This is a genomic window from Corynebacterium afermentans subsp. lipophilum (assembly GCF_030408375.1).
Taxonomy (GTDB): domain Bacteria; phylum Actinomycetota; class Actinomycetes; order Mycobacteriales; family Mycobacteriaceae; genus Corynebacterium; species Corynebacterium lipophilum.
This window is the reverse complement of sequence record NZ_CP046530.1, coordinates 1,053,927-1,070,747: the sequence shown is the minus strand read 5'-3', so window position 1 is coordinate 1,070,747 and position 16,821 is coordinate 1,053,927. Positions and strand designations below refer to the sequence as shown.

The window sequence follows — 16,821 nt, the reverse complement described above, 5'->3', positions numbered from 1 at the left end:
TATTCCTTATACAGACAGGGTCCCTACCGCTAGGCAAGGCCCGGGATGTAGGCGACGCTGCCGCCGAGCGACATAGTGATAAACAGCGGCGTGAGCACCAGCGGGCCCAGCCACGCGCGCCCGGTGAGCGAGTAAAACTGCTTGTTCATAATCGGTAGCAGAATCATCATCGGCAGGATCGATTGCAGCATGTTCACGTACAGCCAGTCTTCGGTCCAGTGCACCGTGCCGGTGGCGGCAAAGACCACGTACTGCACCACGAAGATCGCCGCCAGTCCGAGCGAGTTCGCGATCACTGCGATGACGTAGGTCTGCCACGCCGGCACGTCGCGGTAGCGGGTGCCAACGCCGGCGCGCAGCGAGTTGGCGAAGTAGAACACGAACATCACCGGTACGTACTCGCAGGCGATAAGGAACCATCGCATGCTCAGGGGGCGCGACGCGATGACCAGGAAGCGGTAGTCGGTGTGGAAAGCGGCATAGACCACGGCGAGGACGGAGAAGTAGACAAAGAGCACGGTGATCGCCAGCAGGACCGTCTTTCCGAAGTCCCGCCACGACATGGTGATGCCCCAGGCGCGGGCGCGCTCGCCCTCTGGGTAGGTGGTCTTGTCCCGGGTCAGGTAAAAGATCAGCAGCCCGATAAGCCCGTTGACCACGGCCCACAAAAGTACCGCGTTCACCATGCGCGCTGGGAAGAACCACGTACTCACCTTGTTCGCCGCGTCCGAGAAGAGGTGCTGGGAAAGGTCGGCGAGCGGCATGAAGGTCACGTAGGCAATCACCGCGGTGACAAAGAACACCACCCAGAACCGCATCGCGCCCTTGCCCCGCGGCCGCAACGGCGCCTGCGGCAGGCGCTGGGCCACGGGAGCGAAGAAGTCGGTGCGCAGCAGCGCCCGCGTCAGCGGGAACAGCATGGCGAACGCGGCCACCAGCGAGAGCAGGTTGAACAGCTCCTTGACCCACCAGGTCTGGTTGTGGCTGTCGAGGGAGACGGGCGCGCCCAGGGTCGTGTCGAAGAAGTCGAGCAGGCTGGCGATCGCGCTCGGCGTCAGCGGCTGCAGCGGGTGCAGGGTCTCATCGTTGTACGCCACGCGGTACGTCTTGTCCTCCACGCTGCCATAGCCGCGGCCGATCTCCACCGAGTCGACCTTGTGGTCCTTGTCCATCCCGGAGTTGACCATGGCAATGGCCTCGGGGGCGTTGCGCAGGTCGCCATCGCCATTGACGTTGCGGTAGGCGCCTTCGTCGTAAAGCGCGTAGCCAAGCCCCAGGTTGGAATGCACGTGCGCGAACTTCTTGTCGTCGAGGTTCCGCAGCCACCCCGAGATGAAAGCCGCCGCGATGGGGTTCTGCCTTTGGGCGTACTCGCGCTCCGCATCGGTGATTGTCTCCCCGCCGTCGCTGGCCGGATCCTTCGCCGCGTCAAGCGCGTCGTCCATCAGCTGGCCGTAGTGATTCGCGGCCGTACGTACCGCGCTGCCGCCAGCGGAGTGGCCGGTGATGCCCACGCGGTCCGCGTCGACGTAGTTGAAGGTACCCAGGTTGTGGGTGACGTAGTCGACCGCGGTGATCAGCGCGGAGTCGTCATCGTCGGGGGCCTGCGCGCTGGACTCGCCCTGGTTGTACGGGTCCACCACGAGCGTGACGAAGCCCCGCCGGGCGAGCTCGAGCGAGTTAGAGATCTGTGTTTCCTTCGTGCGCTGGAAACCCGGGGAGACTACCACCATCGGGGCCTTGTTGTCTTCGGTCGCCGCTTTCGGCCGGAACAAGTCCGCCGTGACGGTCGCCCCCGATTTGCCGGCGATCTTCAGCCCCGTGACCTCGATCGATCCTCCCCCGGTCTGCACTGCGGAGGCCCCGCCCGCGCCGACGAAGATGAGGACCAGGCAGATGAAGATCCGCCAGGCGTCGGAAAGCTTTCGCTGCTTGGCCACGGTTTCCGGGGCGTTGTCGCGTTCGCAATCCGGCGGGCACTCGCCAGGCGGGACATGCTGCCCGTGGTGGGCGACGGCTGTTGACATTGCGGTTCTCCCTTACACGTTTGTCGTTGTGCGCTGCCAGGTGCTGCCAGTGGCGCAGCTCACTTGATCATTTCATGATAGAAACCTGTCATTTATGGCGCTATATGAAAGAATTGTGTCACCCCCAATGGGGCGGCCCACCGCGCGCCGCCCAGATGCAGACGAGGAAGTAATTGATGCACGTCGCACTCATAATTCTGGCCATCGTGGTGACCGTTGCGGCCGGCACGCTGATGATCAAGGGGTATAGCCCCGTCATGACGCTCATCGCCGCCGGGCTCATCCTGCTCACCGCCACCGTGGCAGTAACCCCCGACACGCAGTTGGTGGAGGGCGAGGCCGCCACCGGAAACTCCTGGCTCGACATTTTCGCGCTCTTCGAGGCCATCGCAAAGAAGCAGCTTTCTTCCGTCGGGCTGATCATCATGACGGCCGCCGGCTTTTCCGCCTACATGGACAGGATTGGCGCGACTCACGCGCTCGTGGACATCGCCGCCAAGCCGATGCAAAAAATCCGCAACCCCTACCTAGTCCTCGTCCTCGGCTACCTCCTCGGTCAGGCGCTGATCATCGTCGTCCCGAGCGCCGCCGGCCTGGCGATGCTGCTCATCGTGACGATCCTGCCGATCATGGTCGCCGCCGGGGTCAGCCCCGCCGCGGGCGTGGCCGCGATCGTGACCACCACGGCGTTTCCCATCGGGCCTGCGACCGGCACCGAGATCCTCGCCGCGAAGACGGCCGAAATCACGCCGGTGGAATACTTCCTCCACTACCAGCTGCCGGTCGCGCTGCCGGGCATCATCGCCGTTGTGATCGCGCACTTCTACCTGCAACAGCGTTACGACGCCCGTGAGGCGATCCCCAACGGCAGCGTGGCCACCCACGACGAAACCGCCCGCGTGAACGCCCCCCGGTGGTACGCCATCTTCCTGCTGTTGCCGGTGGTGCTGCTTATCGTGCTCAGCCCCATCTCCTCGCTCGGCGTGGAAATCTCCACCGTGAGCGTGTTCATCCTGGTCTGGCTGCTGGCCGTCCTCGTCGAGCTGATCCGCCAGCGTGGCAGCAAGGAGGCCTTCGCGACCGCGACCGAGATGTTCAAGAGCATGGGGCGCATGTTCGGTACCGTCGTCGCGCTCATCATCGGCGCGGAGTTCTTCGCCGAGGGCCTGATGTCCACCGGCGCGATGGACGCACTGGTCAACGGTGCGAAGTCCGTTGGCGTGCCGCTGTGGCTCACGGCGATCCTGTTCACCCTGATCGTCGGCGTGGTCACCGTGCTTACCGGCTCGGGCGTGGGCTCGTTCTCCGCGTTCGCACCACTGTCGCCGGGCGTGGCCGAGGGGCTCGGCGGTTCCTCACTCTCGCTGCTGGTGCCCATGCAGCTCGCAGGCGGGCTGTTCCGTGCGGTCTCTCCGATCGCCGGCGTGGTGATCACCGCCGCCAGCGCCGCGAAGGTCAGCCCCTTCGAGCTGGTGCGCCGCACCGCGGTGCCGATGGCGGTAGGCACGGTAGTTATGATGATCGCGAGCAACGTAGTTACCTTGTAGCGGCCCTTCCAGTCAGGGGGGGCACGGGTGGGAGGGTTTTGAGCGCATGGCGCCGTCGCAGCAACCGGAGACGCTTCTGTCCAGCCTGGCGCTGGCCGGCGACCTCACCCCCACCGAGCAGGTGCTCCACCGCTATTTCGAGGAGACGTTTCCGCACTTAGCCATGCTCGACCTCGACGACATCGCCCAGGCTACGGGTGTCTCGCCCTCGTCGGTCACCCGCTTCGTGCGCAAGCTCGGCTACAGCGACTTCCGCGCCTTCAGCCGGCAGCTGAAGGCGGAGGTCGCCGCCAACTTCGACGTCCCCTCGCAGCGCGTGGGTTCCGCCCACACCGACGCGGGCGAGTCAGTCTTCGCTCCCGCCGCGGCCGCGCTGACTAACGCCGAGCAGGTGCTTGACCGCGCCGTCTTCGCACAGGTCGTGGAGCTCATCGGCGCCCCACAGCGACCGCTCTACCTGCTCGCCGCCGCGACCGGCCACCCGCTTTTGGAGTACTTCGGCCTCCTGCTGCGCTACTACCGCGGCGGGATCACATTGCTTCACGACGGCCCCACGCTCGCCCACGAGCTCGCCCACCTGCCCGAAGACGCAGTACTGCTTGCCTCGGCGTTCGACCGCCACTCGAAGGCAGTACAAACCGCAATGCGGATCTTTCGCGATGACGGGCACCCCGTCGTCCTAATCACCAACCGGCCCGCGACCCCGCTGCGCCGCTTCGCCACCCACGTGCTGATCTCAGGCTCGCACCGCTCCGGCACGTTCAAGTCCCGCGCAGGGCTCGTCGCGCTCCTCGAAGCGCTGGTCGCTGCTTGCGCCCCCGGCAGCGTCGACGAGGAGAAGGCGACCGTGTGCTCCGTCGAGCAGATCCTCGACGAGCTCGACGTGTTCATCTCCCCCGCCCAGGGTGCCGGCGGGGGCTCGCGGTAGCCCGACGCCGGTCTCGGCTCGGTCTCGCCACAGCTGTGGTGCGCGCTAGATCTCGCGCGCGATCCGCTCGGCCTGGCCGGTATACGACTCGGGGCGCTGGATCGCCTCGAGGTCGATGCCCGCGAGCTGCTCGGCCAACGTCTCCTGTCCCATGGCGCCGTCGCCGCCGAACGGGCCGTAGTTCGCCACGAACTCCTCGAGTCCGACGCCGCTGCGGCGGTGCTCGGTGGCAAACTCCTGCACCACGTCGTGCGCGCGCCCGTGCCCGATCCGCGGCGCGAACGCCATCATGATCCCCTCGGTCACGGTGAGCACGCCCTCCGCCGCCGCGTTGGCGTAGAGCCGTTCGGTGTCGAAGCGCAGGGCGGCGAGCAGGTGCACCAGCTTCGCTGCGGCACCGTGCACCGCCGCGAAGATCCGCGGCACAGCGTCGCGGTCGACCTCGAGGGCACGGTGATCACGCTCGAGCGAGCTCGGCGGCTGGGTGAGCACGGTGGCGGCGCTGCCGGCGGCCACGCGTGCCGCGACGGAGATCTTCATCGTGTCGAACGGGTTGCGCTTCTGCGGCATTGTCGATGACCCCGAGAAGTGCACGTCCATCTCCTCCGCCGCCTCGGCGAAGTCGGAACGCTGCATGTCGAAGAGGTCCTCCGCGATCTTGGCCAGCGTCTGACCCGCGATCGCCAGGGTGGCGCACAGCTCGGTGATGGTGTCGCGCTCCGCGTGCCACGCCACCTCTGCGAACGGCAGGCCGAGCTCCGCCGCCACTCCACGGGCGACCTGCGAGCCCCGCTCGCCCATCGAGGCGTAGGTGCCAGCGGCGCCGGAGAACTGGGCGACGGTTGCCCGCGGCGTGGTCTCGTCGAGCCGCCGGCGGGAGCGACGCACGCTCTCGGCCCAGCGCGCGTAGCGGTAGCCCAGTGTGGTGGGCAGCGCGAACTGCCCGTTGGTACGCGCCACCATCACGGTGCCGGCCTGCTCATGCGCGCCGTGGACGAGGGCGCGCTCAAGCTCCCCGAGCTCATCCTGCACCAGCCCGAGGCTCTCGCGGATCTGCAGGGCACGCGCGGTGTCCATGATGTCCTGGGTCGTGGCGCCGTAGTGCACCCAGCGGCTCGCGTGCTCGGGCAGGCTGCCGCGCAGCGCGTCGAGGCCGCGGGTGAACGGGTTGCCCGAGGCGCCCGCGCTGATCGCGGCGATGACCTCGTCGCTCGGCTCGACGGCGGCGCCGATCGCCTCCGCGGCCTCGCGGGGGATCATGCCCGCGTCGGCCTCGGCTGCGGCCAGCGCCGCCTCCACCTCGTACCAGGCGCGGACGCTGGCGCGGACCGACCAGGCCTCGGCCATCGCGGGGGTGATGTACCCGCTGCTGGTAATTGGATTATCGAACATGCTAAACGGCACAGTGCAGGCCTCCTGCATTCCACGGCGAAAACGGGTCGAGTGCGGTTTACATACTTTGCAACCCAACTTTGGGCCTTTACTAGCAAGCAACCGCATTACGTGACAGTCTACCGTCACCGCCCGCCGGACTCCCCACGTCGGCGAACACGTATATAGCCTGCCTATATTCGCAACCTATATAGAACTGGTATATAGTGCGTCTATGCAGTCCGCCGCCGACCTGTCCCTCCTCGCCGTCGACCTTGTCGCGGCCGGCAGCCACTTTGCCCGCGCCGCGTACCAGGCGTCGGGCATGGAGCTTTCAAACGTTTCCATGCGCGCGCTTGCGGCCCTCGAGCGCGAGCCGGGGCTCCGGATTGGAGAGCTTGCAGCACGGGAAGGCATCCGCCAGCCCTCCATGAGCCAGGCCATGAAGCGGCTTGTGAACGACGGTTACGCCGCCAGACACACCGCCGACGACGATGCCCGCGCAACAGCGCTGACCATCACCGACGCCGGCCGCGAGGTTCTACGCAGCTACAGGGCAGCAGCAGCCGAGGCGGTAGCCCCTGTGTTCGAGCCGTTGAAGCCGGAGGACGTCGCGACGCTCAAGCGCGCGGCGGAGCTTCTGCCGGAGCTAACCGCAGAGTTGAAACAACGAGAAGGAGGTCGCGCGTGACAGACTCGCCGCACACACCGGAAAACCATTCAATCCTTAAACAGCCCGTCGCTGTGTGGGCCCTGGCCTTCGCCTGCGCGGTGTCATTCATGGGCATCGGGTTGGTGGACCCGATCCTGCCGGCGATTAGCCGGGAGCTTGACGCCTCCCCGACTCAAACGATGCTGCTGTTTACCAGCTACCTGCTTATTACCGCGCTGGCGATGTTCTTCAGCGCATTCATTTCCTCGCGCATCGGTGTCAAGACCACGCTCCTGATCGGTTTGGCGCTGATCGTCGCCTTCTCTGCGCTGTCTGGTGCTGCTGGTTCGGTCGACGCAATCATCGGCTTCCGCGCTGGCTGGGGTCTAGGAAACGCACTGTTTATCTCGACGGCGCTGGCAGCCATCGTCGGCGTGGCGGCGGGCCACGCGGGCCAGGCAGTGATCCTATACGAGGCCGCGATGGGCGTCGGTATGGCCATCGGCCCCCTCGTCGGCGGCATGCTGGGCGAGATCAGCTGGCGCGCACCCTTCTACGGCACGGCGGTGCTGATGGCGGCCGGCTTTATCGCGATTGCGACGCTGCTGGCCAAGGCGGAGCGCAAACCGGAGCCCGTCGCGCTGACGGCGGGGCTCGCCGCAGCCAAGGACCCGGCCCTGCTCACGCTCGGCTTGGTGGCGTTTTTCTACAACTTCGGGTTCTTCACCCTGCTCGCCTACTCGCCCTACCCCATCGAGGAAGCTGCCGCGCTAAGCGGGCGCAACTTCGGCGCGACTGAGCTGGGCTACGTCTTCTTCGGCTGGGGCCTGGCGCTGGCCGTGTCTTCGGTGTTCATCGCGCCTCGCCTGACCCGCGCCTTCGGTCTGATGCCGGTGGTGGTCACCGTGCTCCTCGGCTTCAGCGCTGTTCTGGCGGGCCTCGGCTTCGGCGCTCACCGGCTGAGCGTTGTAGTGGTCCTGGTCATCCTCGCGGGTTTCTTCAGCGGCGTGTTCAACACGGTGCTGACTGAAGCTGTCATGGAGGCCACGGAGATGCCGCGAAACGTGGCGTCGTCGAGCTATTCGGGTATGCGCTTCCTCGGCGGCGCGGTGGCACCAGCTGTATCCGGCCCGCTGGCTGCAGCTCTGGGTGCCGGCGTGCCGTACTGGTTCGGCGCAGGGTCCCTCGTGGTGTCCCTGCTGATCCTCTTCGCAGGTCGAAAGACTCTGCATCGCATTCTCTAACGGATTGATTAAGATACGCCCCATGCGCAAGTCTCTCATCGCCGGCGTGACCGCCGGAGCACTCGTCCTTGCAGGCCTGAACGCTCCGTCTGCTACCTCGCAGACGAAGCCGGCAGGCACCGGCATCAACGCCGAAGACGCCGAGGTTTTCCGCCAGACCGCGGACGCGTTTGAAAAGCTTTCGGCCGAGGGCACCTCCTCTAGCAGCGGGGAAAGCTCCTCCAGCAAGACCGACAATAAGAAGAACAAAGGTCCGCGGAAGCCGGGCGATCCGTCGCCTGAGCTCGAGGGGCTGAATCCGGATCCAGAAAACGATCCGCTCTACATCGATCCGGAGAAGAACCCGCTCAAGGAGGTCTCCTCCTCGGAGATGTTCCTGGAGTGGACCGACGGCATGGAGGAAGGCGACGGCAAAGACTTCGTCCAGGCGTGGGCGCGCAACTCCTCTGTCCCAGACACCGCCAACCCTGTAGAGCTGTGGAAGCAGGAGGCTCAGGGCTCGGCGATGATGTCCTCCGGTTTTTTCAGCGGCGATTTCGCGCAGTCCTCCGCAGGCTCCAGCCAGGCAACTTCGGTGCTCATCCCTGTTTTCCTGGGCATGCTGGTCATCGGCTCACTGATTGAGCTGATCATGCGCGGCGTTCGCATGGCGCAGCCCTAGCCAAAAACTTTTGCGTATCGACGGCCCCAGGGGTGACCCCGGGGCCGTCGATACGCATTTGCGCCCGGGTGTAATATACGATGGATTGTAAATATTCATCGTATATTGGAGCCGGTATGCAACACACCACCTTCCTACGCGTTGCCGCGTGCCTGGGCGCGACAACGCTGCTCGCGGGTTGCGTGACCAACGAGGAGGGCGGCACCCCCGACGGCTGGGAACCCATCGTCCCGGACGCTGTTCCTGAAATTGCGGCCATGGTGCCGCCAGAGGTCGCCGCAGACGGCGTGCTTAACGTGGGCACGAACCCGCCGTTCGCCCCTTTCGAGTTCAAGGACTCGCAAGGCGAGCTCATCGGCGTGGAACTGGACCTCGCGCGCGCTGCAGCGGGCGTAATGGGGATGGATTTCCAGGCCGACGACATGGACTTCGCCATGATCTTGCCCGCCGTGTCCGCGGGCAGCTTGGACGTTGGCGCGTCCGGTTTCACGGACAACGAGGAACGCCGCCAGTCCTTCGACTTTGTCAACTTCCTCTACGCCGGCGTGCAGTGGGCCGCCCAGCCGGGCTCGGGCGTGGACCCGGATAACGCCTGCGGGCTCACGGTGTCGGTGCAGCGCACGACCGTGTCGGACACTGACGACGTGCGCCCGAAGTCGGAGGCCTGCGAGGCGGCCGGTAAGGACCCGATCACGGTGCTGGCCTTCGACACCGCCGACAACGCCGCACTCGCCGCGCTGGTGGGCCGCGCGGACGCGTACAGCGCTGACTCCCCCGTGACCGCCTGGGCCGTGGAGCGCTCCGACGGCGTGCTGGAGATGATCGGCGAGATGTTCGACGCAGCCCCCTACGGCTTCGCGGTGCCGAAGGGCTCGCCACTCGCCGACGCGATGGCGGCGGCGATGCAGCACCTCATCGACACTGGCGACTACGAGCGGATTCTCGAGCAGTGGAACATCGATACCGGCCTTTTGGACCAGGCCCTGAAAAATGAACAACCTCTGGGAGGACAGTGAGCATGAGCACCCCCTATTCCAAGTACGCCACGAGCCAGCAAGAGCGCACCCGCCCCGAGCGCATCCAGGCCAAGCCGCTGCGCCACCCGGGCCGCTGGGCGCTCGCCGCCCTGCTCGTGGTGCTGGTGGTCTGGTTTGTCATCGGCGCCGCGCGTAACGACGCCTACGGTTGGGACACCTACTTCTCCTACCTCCTGGACACCCGCATCGCCACCGCGGCGCTGCACACCATCGCCATCACAGTGCTGGCCATGCTCATCGGCGTGGCCGGCGGCGTGCTGCTGGCGGTGATGCGCATGAGCCCGAACCCGGTGTTCAAAACCGTCGGTTGGATCTTCCTGTGGATCTTCCGCGGCACCCCGGTCTACGTCCAGCTGATGTTCTGGGGCCTAATCGGCGCGATCTACGACACGATCAACCTCGGTTTCACCGAGATCCCGCTGGACCCGTTCACCTCCTCGGCGTTCGCGCTCGCCGTGGTGGGCCTGGGTTTAAACGAGGCCGCCTACATGGCCGAGATTGTCCGCTCCGGCATCTCCGCGGTGCCGGAGGGCCAGGTGGAGGCCTCCAAGGCGCTGGGTATGAGCTGGAGCCAGACAATGCGCCGCACCGTGTTGCCGCAGGCGATGCGCATCATCATCCCACCCACCGGCAACGAGTTCATCTCGCTGCTGAAAACCTCCTCGCTGGTGGTGGCCATCCCCTACTCGCTGGAGCTCTACGGCCGTTCCATGGACATCGCCGCGGCCCTGTTCGAGCCGGTGCCGATGCTTTTGGTCGCCGCTACCTGGTACCTGGTGATCACCTCGCTGCTCATGGTGGCGCAGCACTACCTGGAGCGCTACTTCGACCGGGGTGCCACCCGCCAGCTCACCGCCCGCCAGCTGGCCAGCCTGGCCGACGCCGAGGGCACCATCCCCAACAACGTTGAAATCGTGGAAGAACCGCAGAAGAAGGGGCAGCGCTAATGACCGTCAAGCAAAAGCCAATGATCCAGGCCGTGGACGTGTGGAAGTCCTTCGGCAACCTCGACGTGCTCAAAGGCATCGACCTGGAGGTCTACCCCGGCGAGGTCGCCTGCCTGATCGGCCCGTCCGGCTCCGGTAAGTCCACCCTGCTGCGCTGCGTCAACCACCTGGAGAAGGTCAACGCCGGCCGCCTCTACGTCGACGGCGAGCTCATCGGCTACAACGAGCGCGGCGGCGTGCTGCACGAGATGAGCGAGAAGGACGCCGCCAAGCAGCGCCGCGACATCGGCATGGTGTTCCAGAACTTCAACCTCTTCGGCCACCGCACGGTGCTGGACAACATCATCGAGGCGCCCGTGCACGTCAAGGGCCAGCCGGTGGACGAGGCCAAGGCGCGCGCCATGGAGCTTTTGGAGATGGTCGGCCTAGCCAGCAAGGCGGACGCCTACCCGATCCAGCTTTCCGGCGGCCAGCAGCAGCGCGTGGCCATCGCGCGTGCGGTGGCGATGGATCCGAAGCTCATGCTTTTCGACGAACCCACGTCCGCCCTCGACCCCGAACTCGTCGGCGAAGTGCTGCGCGTGATGCACGAGCTCGCCGAGCAGGGCATGACCATGCTGGTGGTCACCCACGAGCTTGCGTTCGCCCGCGAGGTGGCCGACAAGGTCGCGTTCATGGACGGCGGCCGGATCATCGAGTACGGCACCCCGGAGCAGGTGCTGGACAACCCGCAGCACGAGCGCACCAAGGCGTTCGTGTCCACCCTGTTTTAATCAGGTTCTCGCCTGGCGCCGGCATTCTTGGCGCGGGGCGAAACCGGCCGCTCGTAAAATCTGACGCGGCCGAAACGCGAACTGGGCAAACGGGCCGCGGAAATAGCCTGGTCGTCAACTTTTACGAGGCCAACCTACGCCACCGGCGCTAAGCCAATAGCCCGCGCACCAGGGCCGTCACCCCGCCGGCGAAAGCCAAGCCCAGCGCGATGCGGTGCGCGGTAGCCGGCGGCACGTGCGGTGCCAGGCGCTTGCCCGCGCCAATGCCCACCGCCAAAGCGGCCAGCGTGGCGACCCACAGCGCAGGCTCAATGCCCGTCACGTCCGCGGCGCCGGCGACCACCTTCACCGTGAACGACAGCGTGCCGGCAACCAAGAAGATCGGCTGCAGCGTGGCGGCGTAGACCCGCTGCGGCCAACGGGCAGCCTCCGCGTAGACCGTAATCGCCGGGCCGGCCACCCCGGCCAGGGTGTTCATGAACCCGCCGATCACACCTGACAGCGCCGCCGGCACCGCACCCTCCACGCGCGGCACGTAGCGCTTGCCCAGGGTGACCACGGACAATGCCAGCAGCAGCAAAGCGCCGACCAGCACGAGCAACACGTTGGTCGGCGCGTTCGCCACCACCCAGGTACCCGGGACCACGCCAAAGACTAGCGCGAGCGCGATCGGAGCGAACTTTTTCCAGTCCACGTCCGCGCGCATGCCCCAAGTGTTCGTCGCAGCGTTGATGACGGCGAGGAGGTTGACCAGCAGGATGCCGTCGACAGGCCCGAGCAACAGCGACAGCACAGGGGCGGCGATCAGCCCCACGCCCATCCCGGAGATGCGCTGCAGGCACGCGCCCACCGCGACGGCAATGCCGACGCCCAACGCGACGAGCACTAGCGGTACTTCTCCGCCATCGCCTCGCGCACGGTATCCGGCACCAGGCCAGTGACGTCGCCGCCGTACTTGGCCACCTCCTTGGTCAGCGAGGAGGAAATGTAGCCGTACTTCTCGTCCGTGAGCAGGAAGTAGGTGTCCACGCCGGTCAGGCGTCGGTTCATCTGCGCCATCGGCAGCTCGTACTCGTAATCCAGCGAGGAGCGCAGACCCTTGACCAGGGCGGTGATGTGGTGGGCGGAGGTGTAGTCCACCAGCAACCCGCCCCAGCTGTCCACGCGGACGTTGGGCAGGTGCGCGATGACCTCGCGGATCAGCTCGACGCGCTCGTCGATGGAAAACAGCCCCGAGGTCTTTGTCGGGTTGCCGGTGACCAGGACCACCACCTCGTCGAAGTGCCGCGAAGCGCGGGTGACAATGTCCAGATGGCCGTTCGTGATCGGGTCGAACGAGCCCGGGCATACTGCGGTAGTCATTTACTCCTCCACCTCTGCTTCAGTTTCCGGATCCGAGTACACGGCCATGTCCATGCGCGCGATGCCGTAGAGGCGCTTCTTCAGCTTCTGGCCGGTCGGGGTGAACTCCTTCGGCCAGGCCGTCTCGGGGCTTTCGCGGTGGCGCTCGACGACGACCACGGCGCCGTCGTGAAGCACCGGCTTAAGCGCCTCCACCATCTCCGCGACGGCCTCATCCGCGAGCTCGTACGGCGGGTCCGCGAGCACGATGTCGAAGTGGTTGCGCGGCGCGCGGGCGAGGTACGTCGATGCCTTCACTTGCTCGATGGTCACATTCGGGTGGCCGACCACACCGGCGTTGTACTCGATGACGCGCACGGCCTCCGGGTTGTTTTCCACCAGCACCACCTCGGCGGCGCCACGGGAGGCCGCCTCCAACCCCAGCGCGCCGGAACCGGCGAACAGGTCGAGCACGTTCATGTCCACGAACCCGAATCGGACCTGCAGGGAGGAAAACAGGCCCTCGCGCGCTCGGTCTGAGGTGGGACGTGTGCCCTCTGGCGGCACCTTGATCTTGCGGCCGCGGGCCTCGCCGGAAATGATGCGGTTCATGGCCACAACTCTAACGCCCTAGCTCTTGTCCAAATACTCGAAGTCCTCCGGAATGAAATCCGCAGTGGCGGCGCGGGCGAACTCGAGGTTGTCTGCCACCAGACGGGCGGCGTCGTCGTACGCCCGGCGCACGAGCTCGAAGTCCTCCACCAGGTTGAGCAACTTCAGCGTGCGGTGCATGCCGGACTGCTGCGTGCCCAGCACGTCGCCCTCACGGCGGTTGAGCAGGTCCAGCTCCGCCAGCGCGAAACCGTCCGTGGTGGACGCGACCTGGCTCACGCGCTCAAACGACGGGGTACCTTCCTCCGCCTGCGTGTGGAACAAACACAGCGACTGGTTGCCGCCACGGCCCACGCGCCCGCGCAGCTGGTGCAGCTGGGACACGCCGAAGTGCTCGGATTCGCGCACCATCATCACCGTCGCGTTGGGCACGTCCACGCCGACCTCGATCACCGTGGTTGCCACCAGCACATCCACCCCGCCGGCGGCGAAGTCCGCCATCACGGTGTCTTTCTCATCGCCCTTCATCCGGCCGTGCAGAAACGCCACGTTGAGACCTTCGAACTCCGTGGACGCGAGCTCGGCGAAGACCTCGAGCACGCCGCCTTCACCGTCGATGCGCGGGCACACCACGTACGCCTGGTGCCCGGCGGCGACTTCCTCGCGGATCTTCTCCCAGGCGCGCGCCACCCAACGCGGCTTGAACTCGGGCACCACCGCGGACTGGATCGGTTTGCGCCCGCCGGGCAGCTCGCGCAGGGTGGACACGGTCAAATCGCCGAAGACGGTCATGGCGATGGTGCGCGGGATCGGCGTCGCCGTCATCACCAGCAGATGCGGGGTTTCATCCCCCGCCTTGGCGCGCAGCGCGTCGCGCTGCTCCACGCCGAAGCGGTGCTGCTCGTCCACCACCACAAGCCCGAGGCTGAAAAACTCCACCCCATCCTGGATCAGTGCGTGGGTGCCCACCACGATGTCGGCCTCGCCGGTCATGATCTTCAGCAGCGCGTCCTGCTTCTGCGCCGCCGGCATCGACCCGGTCAGGGCCACCACGCGAGTGGGCAGGCCGGCGTTCATGAGCACCTTCGTCATGGAGCGGGCGTGCTGCAGCACCAGCACCTCCGTCGGCGCGAGGAAGGCGCACTGCGCGCCGTTGTCCACGGCCTGGAGCATGGCGATCAGCGCCACGATGGTTTTGCCGGAGCCGACCTCACCCTGCAGCAGACGGCTCATGGGCACGGTGCGCGCCATGTCGCGGGTGATCTCCGCGACCACCTCGTTTTGGCCGGAGGTCAGCGGGAACGGCAAACGCTGCACCAGCAGGTCCTGGTCGCGGCCTTTCACGCGCGGCAGAGCCTTGGCGCTGCGGGCCTCCGCGTCGGCGCGACGCACGCCCATCGCCAACGCCACGGACAGCGCCTCGTCGTACTTCAGCCGCTCCAGCGCACGGGCAGGCCCCGGCGGGCCCGGCTCGTGGATCTGGTGGACAGCCGAATTCAGGGGCAAAAACCCGATGGGGGTGAAGCCGAGAGGCTCGTCGATAGGCGGAAGCTCCTTGAGCACCGCATGCACCGCCCCCATGATGGTCCAGGTGCTGACGTTTTTCACCGCCGGATAGATGGGCAGCCATTCGCGGCCGCTCATGATCTGCTCGATGTCGCCGAAGTGGCCGAGCTGCCGCAGCGCGCCAGTGGCCTGCGTGGGCCCGTCCAAAAGCACGAAGTCCGGGTGCGAGAGCTGCGGCTGGTTGCGGAACACGTCGTACTTGCCGGTGAGCATCACCCGCCGGCCCTCTTTGAGCACGCGCTGGGCGTAGTGGGAACCGAAAAAGGCGGCCAAAAACACCTGGCGGCCGTCGTCCACGTGCACCTTGTAAATGGGCCGCTTCGGCTGCTTCTTGGAGGTGAACTGCTCGGTGCCCACGACCGTGCCGATGACGTTGATCGTGTCGCCCGGACGCACCCCGGAAAGGTCGGCGCCGGTGCCGTAGTGCAGGTAGCGCCTCGGGTAGTGCCGCAGCAGCTCGCCGCAGGTGTGGATGTCGAGGTGCTTGCCTATCGCCTTGGCCTGCTTGAGGGGAATGACCAGGTTGAGCGGGCGCGTGTCCTCGAAACCCAGCATCTACTCCACCCCAATCTCCGCGCAGGCTTGCAGTCCGTCCGCAGGATAGACCATCACGTCGACACCGAGTTTGCCCGCGAGTTCCTCCAGCGCGTCCGCGCGCAGCTCGCTCGGGTCGAACAGGACGCTCACCTGCTCCCCGCCGTGTTCGAGCAGGCGGCGGCAGGCGCGCTCGACGGCCTCCATCGGCTCGTCGGCGATGAGGAGATGCTCGCCGCGGGAGGTGACCACCACGTCGCCCTTCGCCACCGCGCCGCCCAGGGTAAGCGCGCCCTTCTCGGCGCGGAAGGCGAGCGCTGTGCGCATCTCGCCGGCGGCCTCGGACATGGTGAAGGCGGCGGTGGCCAGCGGCTGCGCCGGATCGTGCACGGACAGCGCTGCGATGCCGGAGACCAGCCGCACCGTGGGCAGGATGGTGATGGATTGCTCTACCGCGCGCGCCGCGTTTTCCACGGCTGCGAGCTCGCTGCTGCTCAGCTGGCCGTTCGGCAGCACGATCACTTCGTTGCTGCCGGAGCGCGTGATCGCGTCGAGCATGTCCGCCGCCACGTTCGGCCCCGGCACCACGGTCGCCGCACCGGAGGCGGCGTACAGGCTGGTTACAGACCCTGGCGGGGTGACAGCGATGATCAGGCGCTCCGGCGCGCCGGCCGCCACCGCGCTCGTGAGCACCTCCAAGCGCAGATCTGTCACCTCACCTGCGGAAAAGGCGGTCTCGATGACCTTGCCGGCGTCGCGGGAGTGGATGTGCACCGTGGCCTCAGCGTCGTTCAGCGGCGCGATAATCAGGCTGTCGCCCAGCCCCGCAAGCTCGCCTTTCAGCGCATCAAGGTCCCCGCGGAAGCTAAACATCACCTCTAGCTCGCCCTGGGTGCCGTGGGTTTCGGGCATCTGCCTATCGACGCCATCCGGCTCCCCCTCGCCTTCCCCTTCAGCCGCGCCCAGATCAGTCAGCGTGCCCAGCACCGCCACCAGGCCCGCCCCGCCGGCGTCGACCACGCCGGCCTCGCGCAGCGCCGGCAGCTGGGTCTGCGTCAGCCGCAGCGCATCTTGGGCGGCGGCGGTGGCGGCGGCAGCGACGTCGTGAAGCGGGAGGTGCGCGTTCGGGCGCGCGGCGTCAGCGGCAGCGCGCAGCACCGTGATGATGGTGCCCTCGACCGGCTCCGCGATGGCGCGGTCCACAAACCCGACGGCGTTGGTGAGCGCGACGGCGAGCATCTCGCCTTCTGTTGCCCCGTTGTCGGCGGCCTGGGCGAAGCCGCGCAGGACCTGGGAGAGCACGACACCGGAGTTGCCGCGCGCGCCGCGTACCGCGCCGACGGCCAGCGCTTCGGCGACCTCAGTCAGGCCCGCGCCCTCCGGCAGCTCGGAGGCGGCCTCGACCGCCGCTGCCATCGTGTGCGCCATGTTGGAGCCGGTATCACCGTCCGGAACTGGGAAAACGTTGAGTTCGTTGATCTCCGCGCGCTTGCGCTCCAGCTCGCCGGAGGCGCGGCGGGCCCATGCGAGCAGGCGTGCGCCGTCGGAAAGCGGAGATGCAGACATGCTGAGAGAGTTTAC

15 protein-coding genes are annotated in these 16,821 nt (G+C 66.7%); 8 read left to right on the top strand and 7 right to left on the bottom strand.

Annotation, left to right across the window (positions count from 1 at the left end):
- Positions 1–29: 29 nt before the first annotated feature.
- Positions 30–2,027, bottom strand: a complete 1,998-nt coding sequence (locus CAFEL_RS05135; RefSeq protein WP_194560988.1) for an alpha/beta hydrolase — start codon at positions 2,025–2,027, stop codon at positions 30–32.
- 176 nt (positions 2,028–2,203) lie between these two features.
- Here CAFEL_RS05135 and dcuC point away from each other — a divergent pair, with 176 nt between their 5' ends.
- On the top strand, positions 2,204–3,574 hold the full coding sequence (dcuC, locus tag CAFEL_RS05130) for a C4-dicarboxylate transporter DcuC (RefSeq protein WP_194560987.1): 1,371 nt from the start codon (positions 2,204–2,206) through the stop codon (positions 3,572–3,574).
- 46 nt (positions 3,575–3,620) lie between these two features.
- Positions 3,621–4,502: a MurR/RpiR family transcriptional regulator gene (locus CAFEL_RS05125; protein ID WP_194560986.1), complete on the top strand. Its 882-nt coding sequence runs from the start codon at positions 3,621–3,623 to the stop codon at positions 4,500–4,502.
- A 45-nt stretch (positions 4,503–4,547) separates the two neighbouring features.
- Here CAFEL_RS05125 and CAFEL_RS05120 read toward each other — a convergent pair whose 3' ends face one another.
- A complete protein-coding gene (locus CAFEL_RS05120) occupies positions 4,548–5,894 on the bottom strand; it encodes a lyase family protein (RefSeq protein WP_228496526.1) in 1,347 nt (448 codons plus the stop codon).
- 304 nt (positions 5,895–6,198) lie between these two features.
- Here CAFEL_RS05120 and CAFEL_RS05115 point away from each other — a divergent pair, with 304 nt between their 5' ends.
- The 6 genes from CAFEL_RS05115 (at position 6,199) to CAFEL_RS05090 (ending at position 11,187) form a co-directional block, all read left to right on the top strand.
- Complete coding sequence (locus CAFEL_RS05115) at positions 6,199–6,564, top strand: MarR family winged helix-turn-helix transcriptional regulator (RefSeq protein WP_194560984.1); 366 nt, start codon at positions 6,199–6,201, stop codon at positions 6,562–6,564.
- Positions 6,561–7,769, top strand: coding sequence for an MFS transporter (locus CAFEL_RS05110; protein WP_290172334.1), 1,209 nt, complete (start codon positions 6,561–6,563; stop codon positions 7,767–7,769). The genes CAFEL_RS05115 and CAFEL_RS05110 overlap by 4 nt, the downstream gene beginning before the upstream one ends.
- A gap of 22 nt (positions 7,770–7,791) precedes the next feature.
- Positions 7,792–8,430 (top strand): hypothetical protein, encoded by a 639-nt coding sequence (locus tag CAFEL_RS05105; RefSeq protein ID WP_194560983.1) that lies wholly within the window; start codon positions 7,792–7,794, stop codon positions 8,428–8,430.
- A 116-nt stretch (positions 8,431–8,546) separates the two neighbouring features.
- The gene (locus CAFEL_RS05100) at positions 8,547–9,446 is read left to right on the top strand and encodes an ABC transporter substrate-binding protein (protein ID WP_228496525.1); all 900 of its coding nucleotides are present in this window, start codon (positions 8,547–8,549) and stop codon (positions 9,444–9,446) included.
- Positions 9,447–9,448: 2 nt separating this feature from the next.
- Positions 9,449–10,414 (top strand): amino acid ABC transporter permease, encoded by a 966-nt coding sequence (locus tag CAFEL_RS05095; protein WP_194560981.1) that lies wholly within the window; start codon positions 9,449–9,451, stop codon positions 10,412–10,414.
- Positions 10,414–11,187 carry an amino acid ABC transporter ATP-binding protein gene (locus CAFEL_RS05090; protein WP_286205306.1) on the top strand — a complete coding sequence of 258 codons (774 nt, stop codon included), beginning with the start codon at positions 10,414–10,416 and terminating at the stop codon, positions 11,185–11,187. Before CAFEL_RS05095 ends, CAFEL_RS05090 begins: the two co-directional genes overlap by 1 nt.
- Positions 11,188–11,335: 148 nt before the next feature.
- Here CAFEL_RS05090 and CAFEL_RS05085 read toward each other — a convergent pair whose 3' ends face one another.
- From CAFEL_RS05085 to CAFEL_RS05065, 5 genes are read right to left on the bottom strand one after another with little or no spacing between them, the layout of a single operon-like run.
- The gene (locus tag CAFEL_RS05085; RefSeq protein WP_194560980.1) at positions 11,336–12,073 is read right to left on the bottom strand and encodes a sulfite exporter TauE/SafE family protein; all 738 of its coding nucleotides are present in this window, start codon (positions 12,071–12,073) and stop codon (positions 11,336–11,338) included.
- Entirely contained in the window at positions 12,073–12,549 is a 477-nt protein-coding gene (gene coaD, locus CAFEL_RS05080) for a pantetheine-phosphate adenylyltransferase (RefSeq protein ID WP_194560979.1), read from the bottom strand. The genes CAFEL_RS05085 and coaD overlap by 1 nt, the downstream gene beginning before the upstream one ends.
- Positions 12,550–13,140, bottom strand: a complete 591-nt coding sequence (rsmD, locus tag CAFEL_RS05075) for a 16S rRNA (guanine(966)-N(2))-methyltransferase RsmD (RefSeq protein ID WP_194560978.1) — start codon at positions 13,138–13,140, stop codon at positions 12,550–12,552.
- Positions 13,141–13,158: 18 nt separating this feature from the next.
- On the bottom strand, positions 13,159–15,261 hold the full coding sequence (locus CAFEL_RS05070; RefSeq protein WP_194560977.1) for an ATP-dependent DNA helicase RecG: 2,103 nt from the start codon (positions 15,259–15,261) through the stop codon (positions 13,159–13,161).
- The gene (locus CAFEL_RS05065) at positions 15,262–16,806 is read right to left on the bottom strand and encodes a DAK2 domain-containing protein (protein WP_194560976.1); all 1,545 of its coding nucleotides are present in this window, start codon (positions 16,804–16,806) and stop codon (positions 15,262–15,264) included.
- Positions 16,807–16,821 lie beyond the last annotated feature (15 nt).

Bases quoted from the DNA above. Each gene is read 5' to 3' on its own strand.
- CAFEL_RS05135 (WP_194560988.1), bottom strand. From the start codon at position 2,027: ATGTCAACAGCCGTCGCCCACCACGGGCAGCATGTCCCGCCTGGCGAG.
- dcuC (WP_194560987.1), top strand. From the start codon at position 2,204: ATGCACGTCGCACTCATAATTCTGGCCATCGTGGTGACCGTTGCGGCC.
- CAFEL_RS05125 (WP_194560986.1), top strand. From the start codon at position 3,621: ATGGCGCCGTCGCAGCAACCGGAGACGCTTCTGTCCAGCCTGGCGCTG.
- CAFEL_RS05120 (WP_228496526.1), bottom strand. From the start codon at position 5,894: ATGTTCGATAATCCAATTACCAGCAGCGGGTACATCACCCCCGCGATG.
- CAFEL_RS05115 (WP_194560984.1), top strand. From the start codon at position 6,199: ATGGAGCTTTCAAACGTTTCCATGCGCGCGCTTGCGGCCCTCGAGCGC.
- CAFEL_RS05105 (WP_194560983.1), top strand. From the start codon at position 7,792: ATGCGCAAGTCTCTCATCGCCGGCGTGACCGCCGGAGCACTCGTCCTT.
- CAFEL_RS05100 (WP_228496525.1), top strand. From the start codon at position 8,547: ATGCAACACACCACCTTCCTACGCGTTGCCGCGTGCCTGGGCGCGACA.
- CAFEL_RS05095 (WP_194560981.1), top strand. From the start codon at position 9,449: ATGAGCACCCCCTATTCCAAGTACGCCACGAGCCAGCAAGAGCGCACC.
- CAFEL_RS05090 (WP_286205306.1), top strand. From the start codon at position 10,414: ATGACCGTCAAGCAAAAGCCAATGATCCAGGCCGTGGACGTGTGGAAG.
- coaD (WP_194560979.1), bottom strand. From the start codon at position 12,549: ATGACTACCGCAGTATGCCCGGGCTCGTTCGACCCGATCACGAACGGC.
- rsmD (WP_194560978.1), bottom strand. From the start codon at position 13,140: ATGAACCGCATCATTTCCGGCGAGGCCCGCGGCCGCAAGATCAAGGTG.
- CAFEL_RS05070 (WP_194560977.1), bottom strand. From the start codon at position 15,261: ATGCTGGGTTTCGAGGACACGCGCCCGCTCAACCTGGTCATTCCCCTC.
- CAFEL_RS05065 (WP_194560976.1), bottom strand. From the start codon at position 16,806: ATGTCTGCATCTCCGCTTTCCGACGGCGCACGCCTGCTCGCATGGGCC.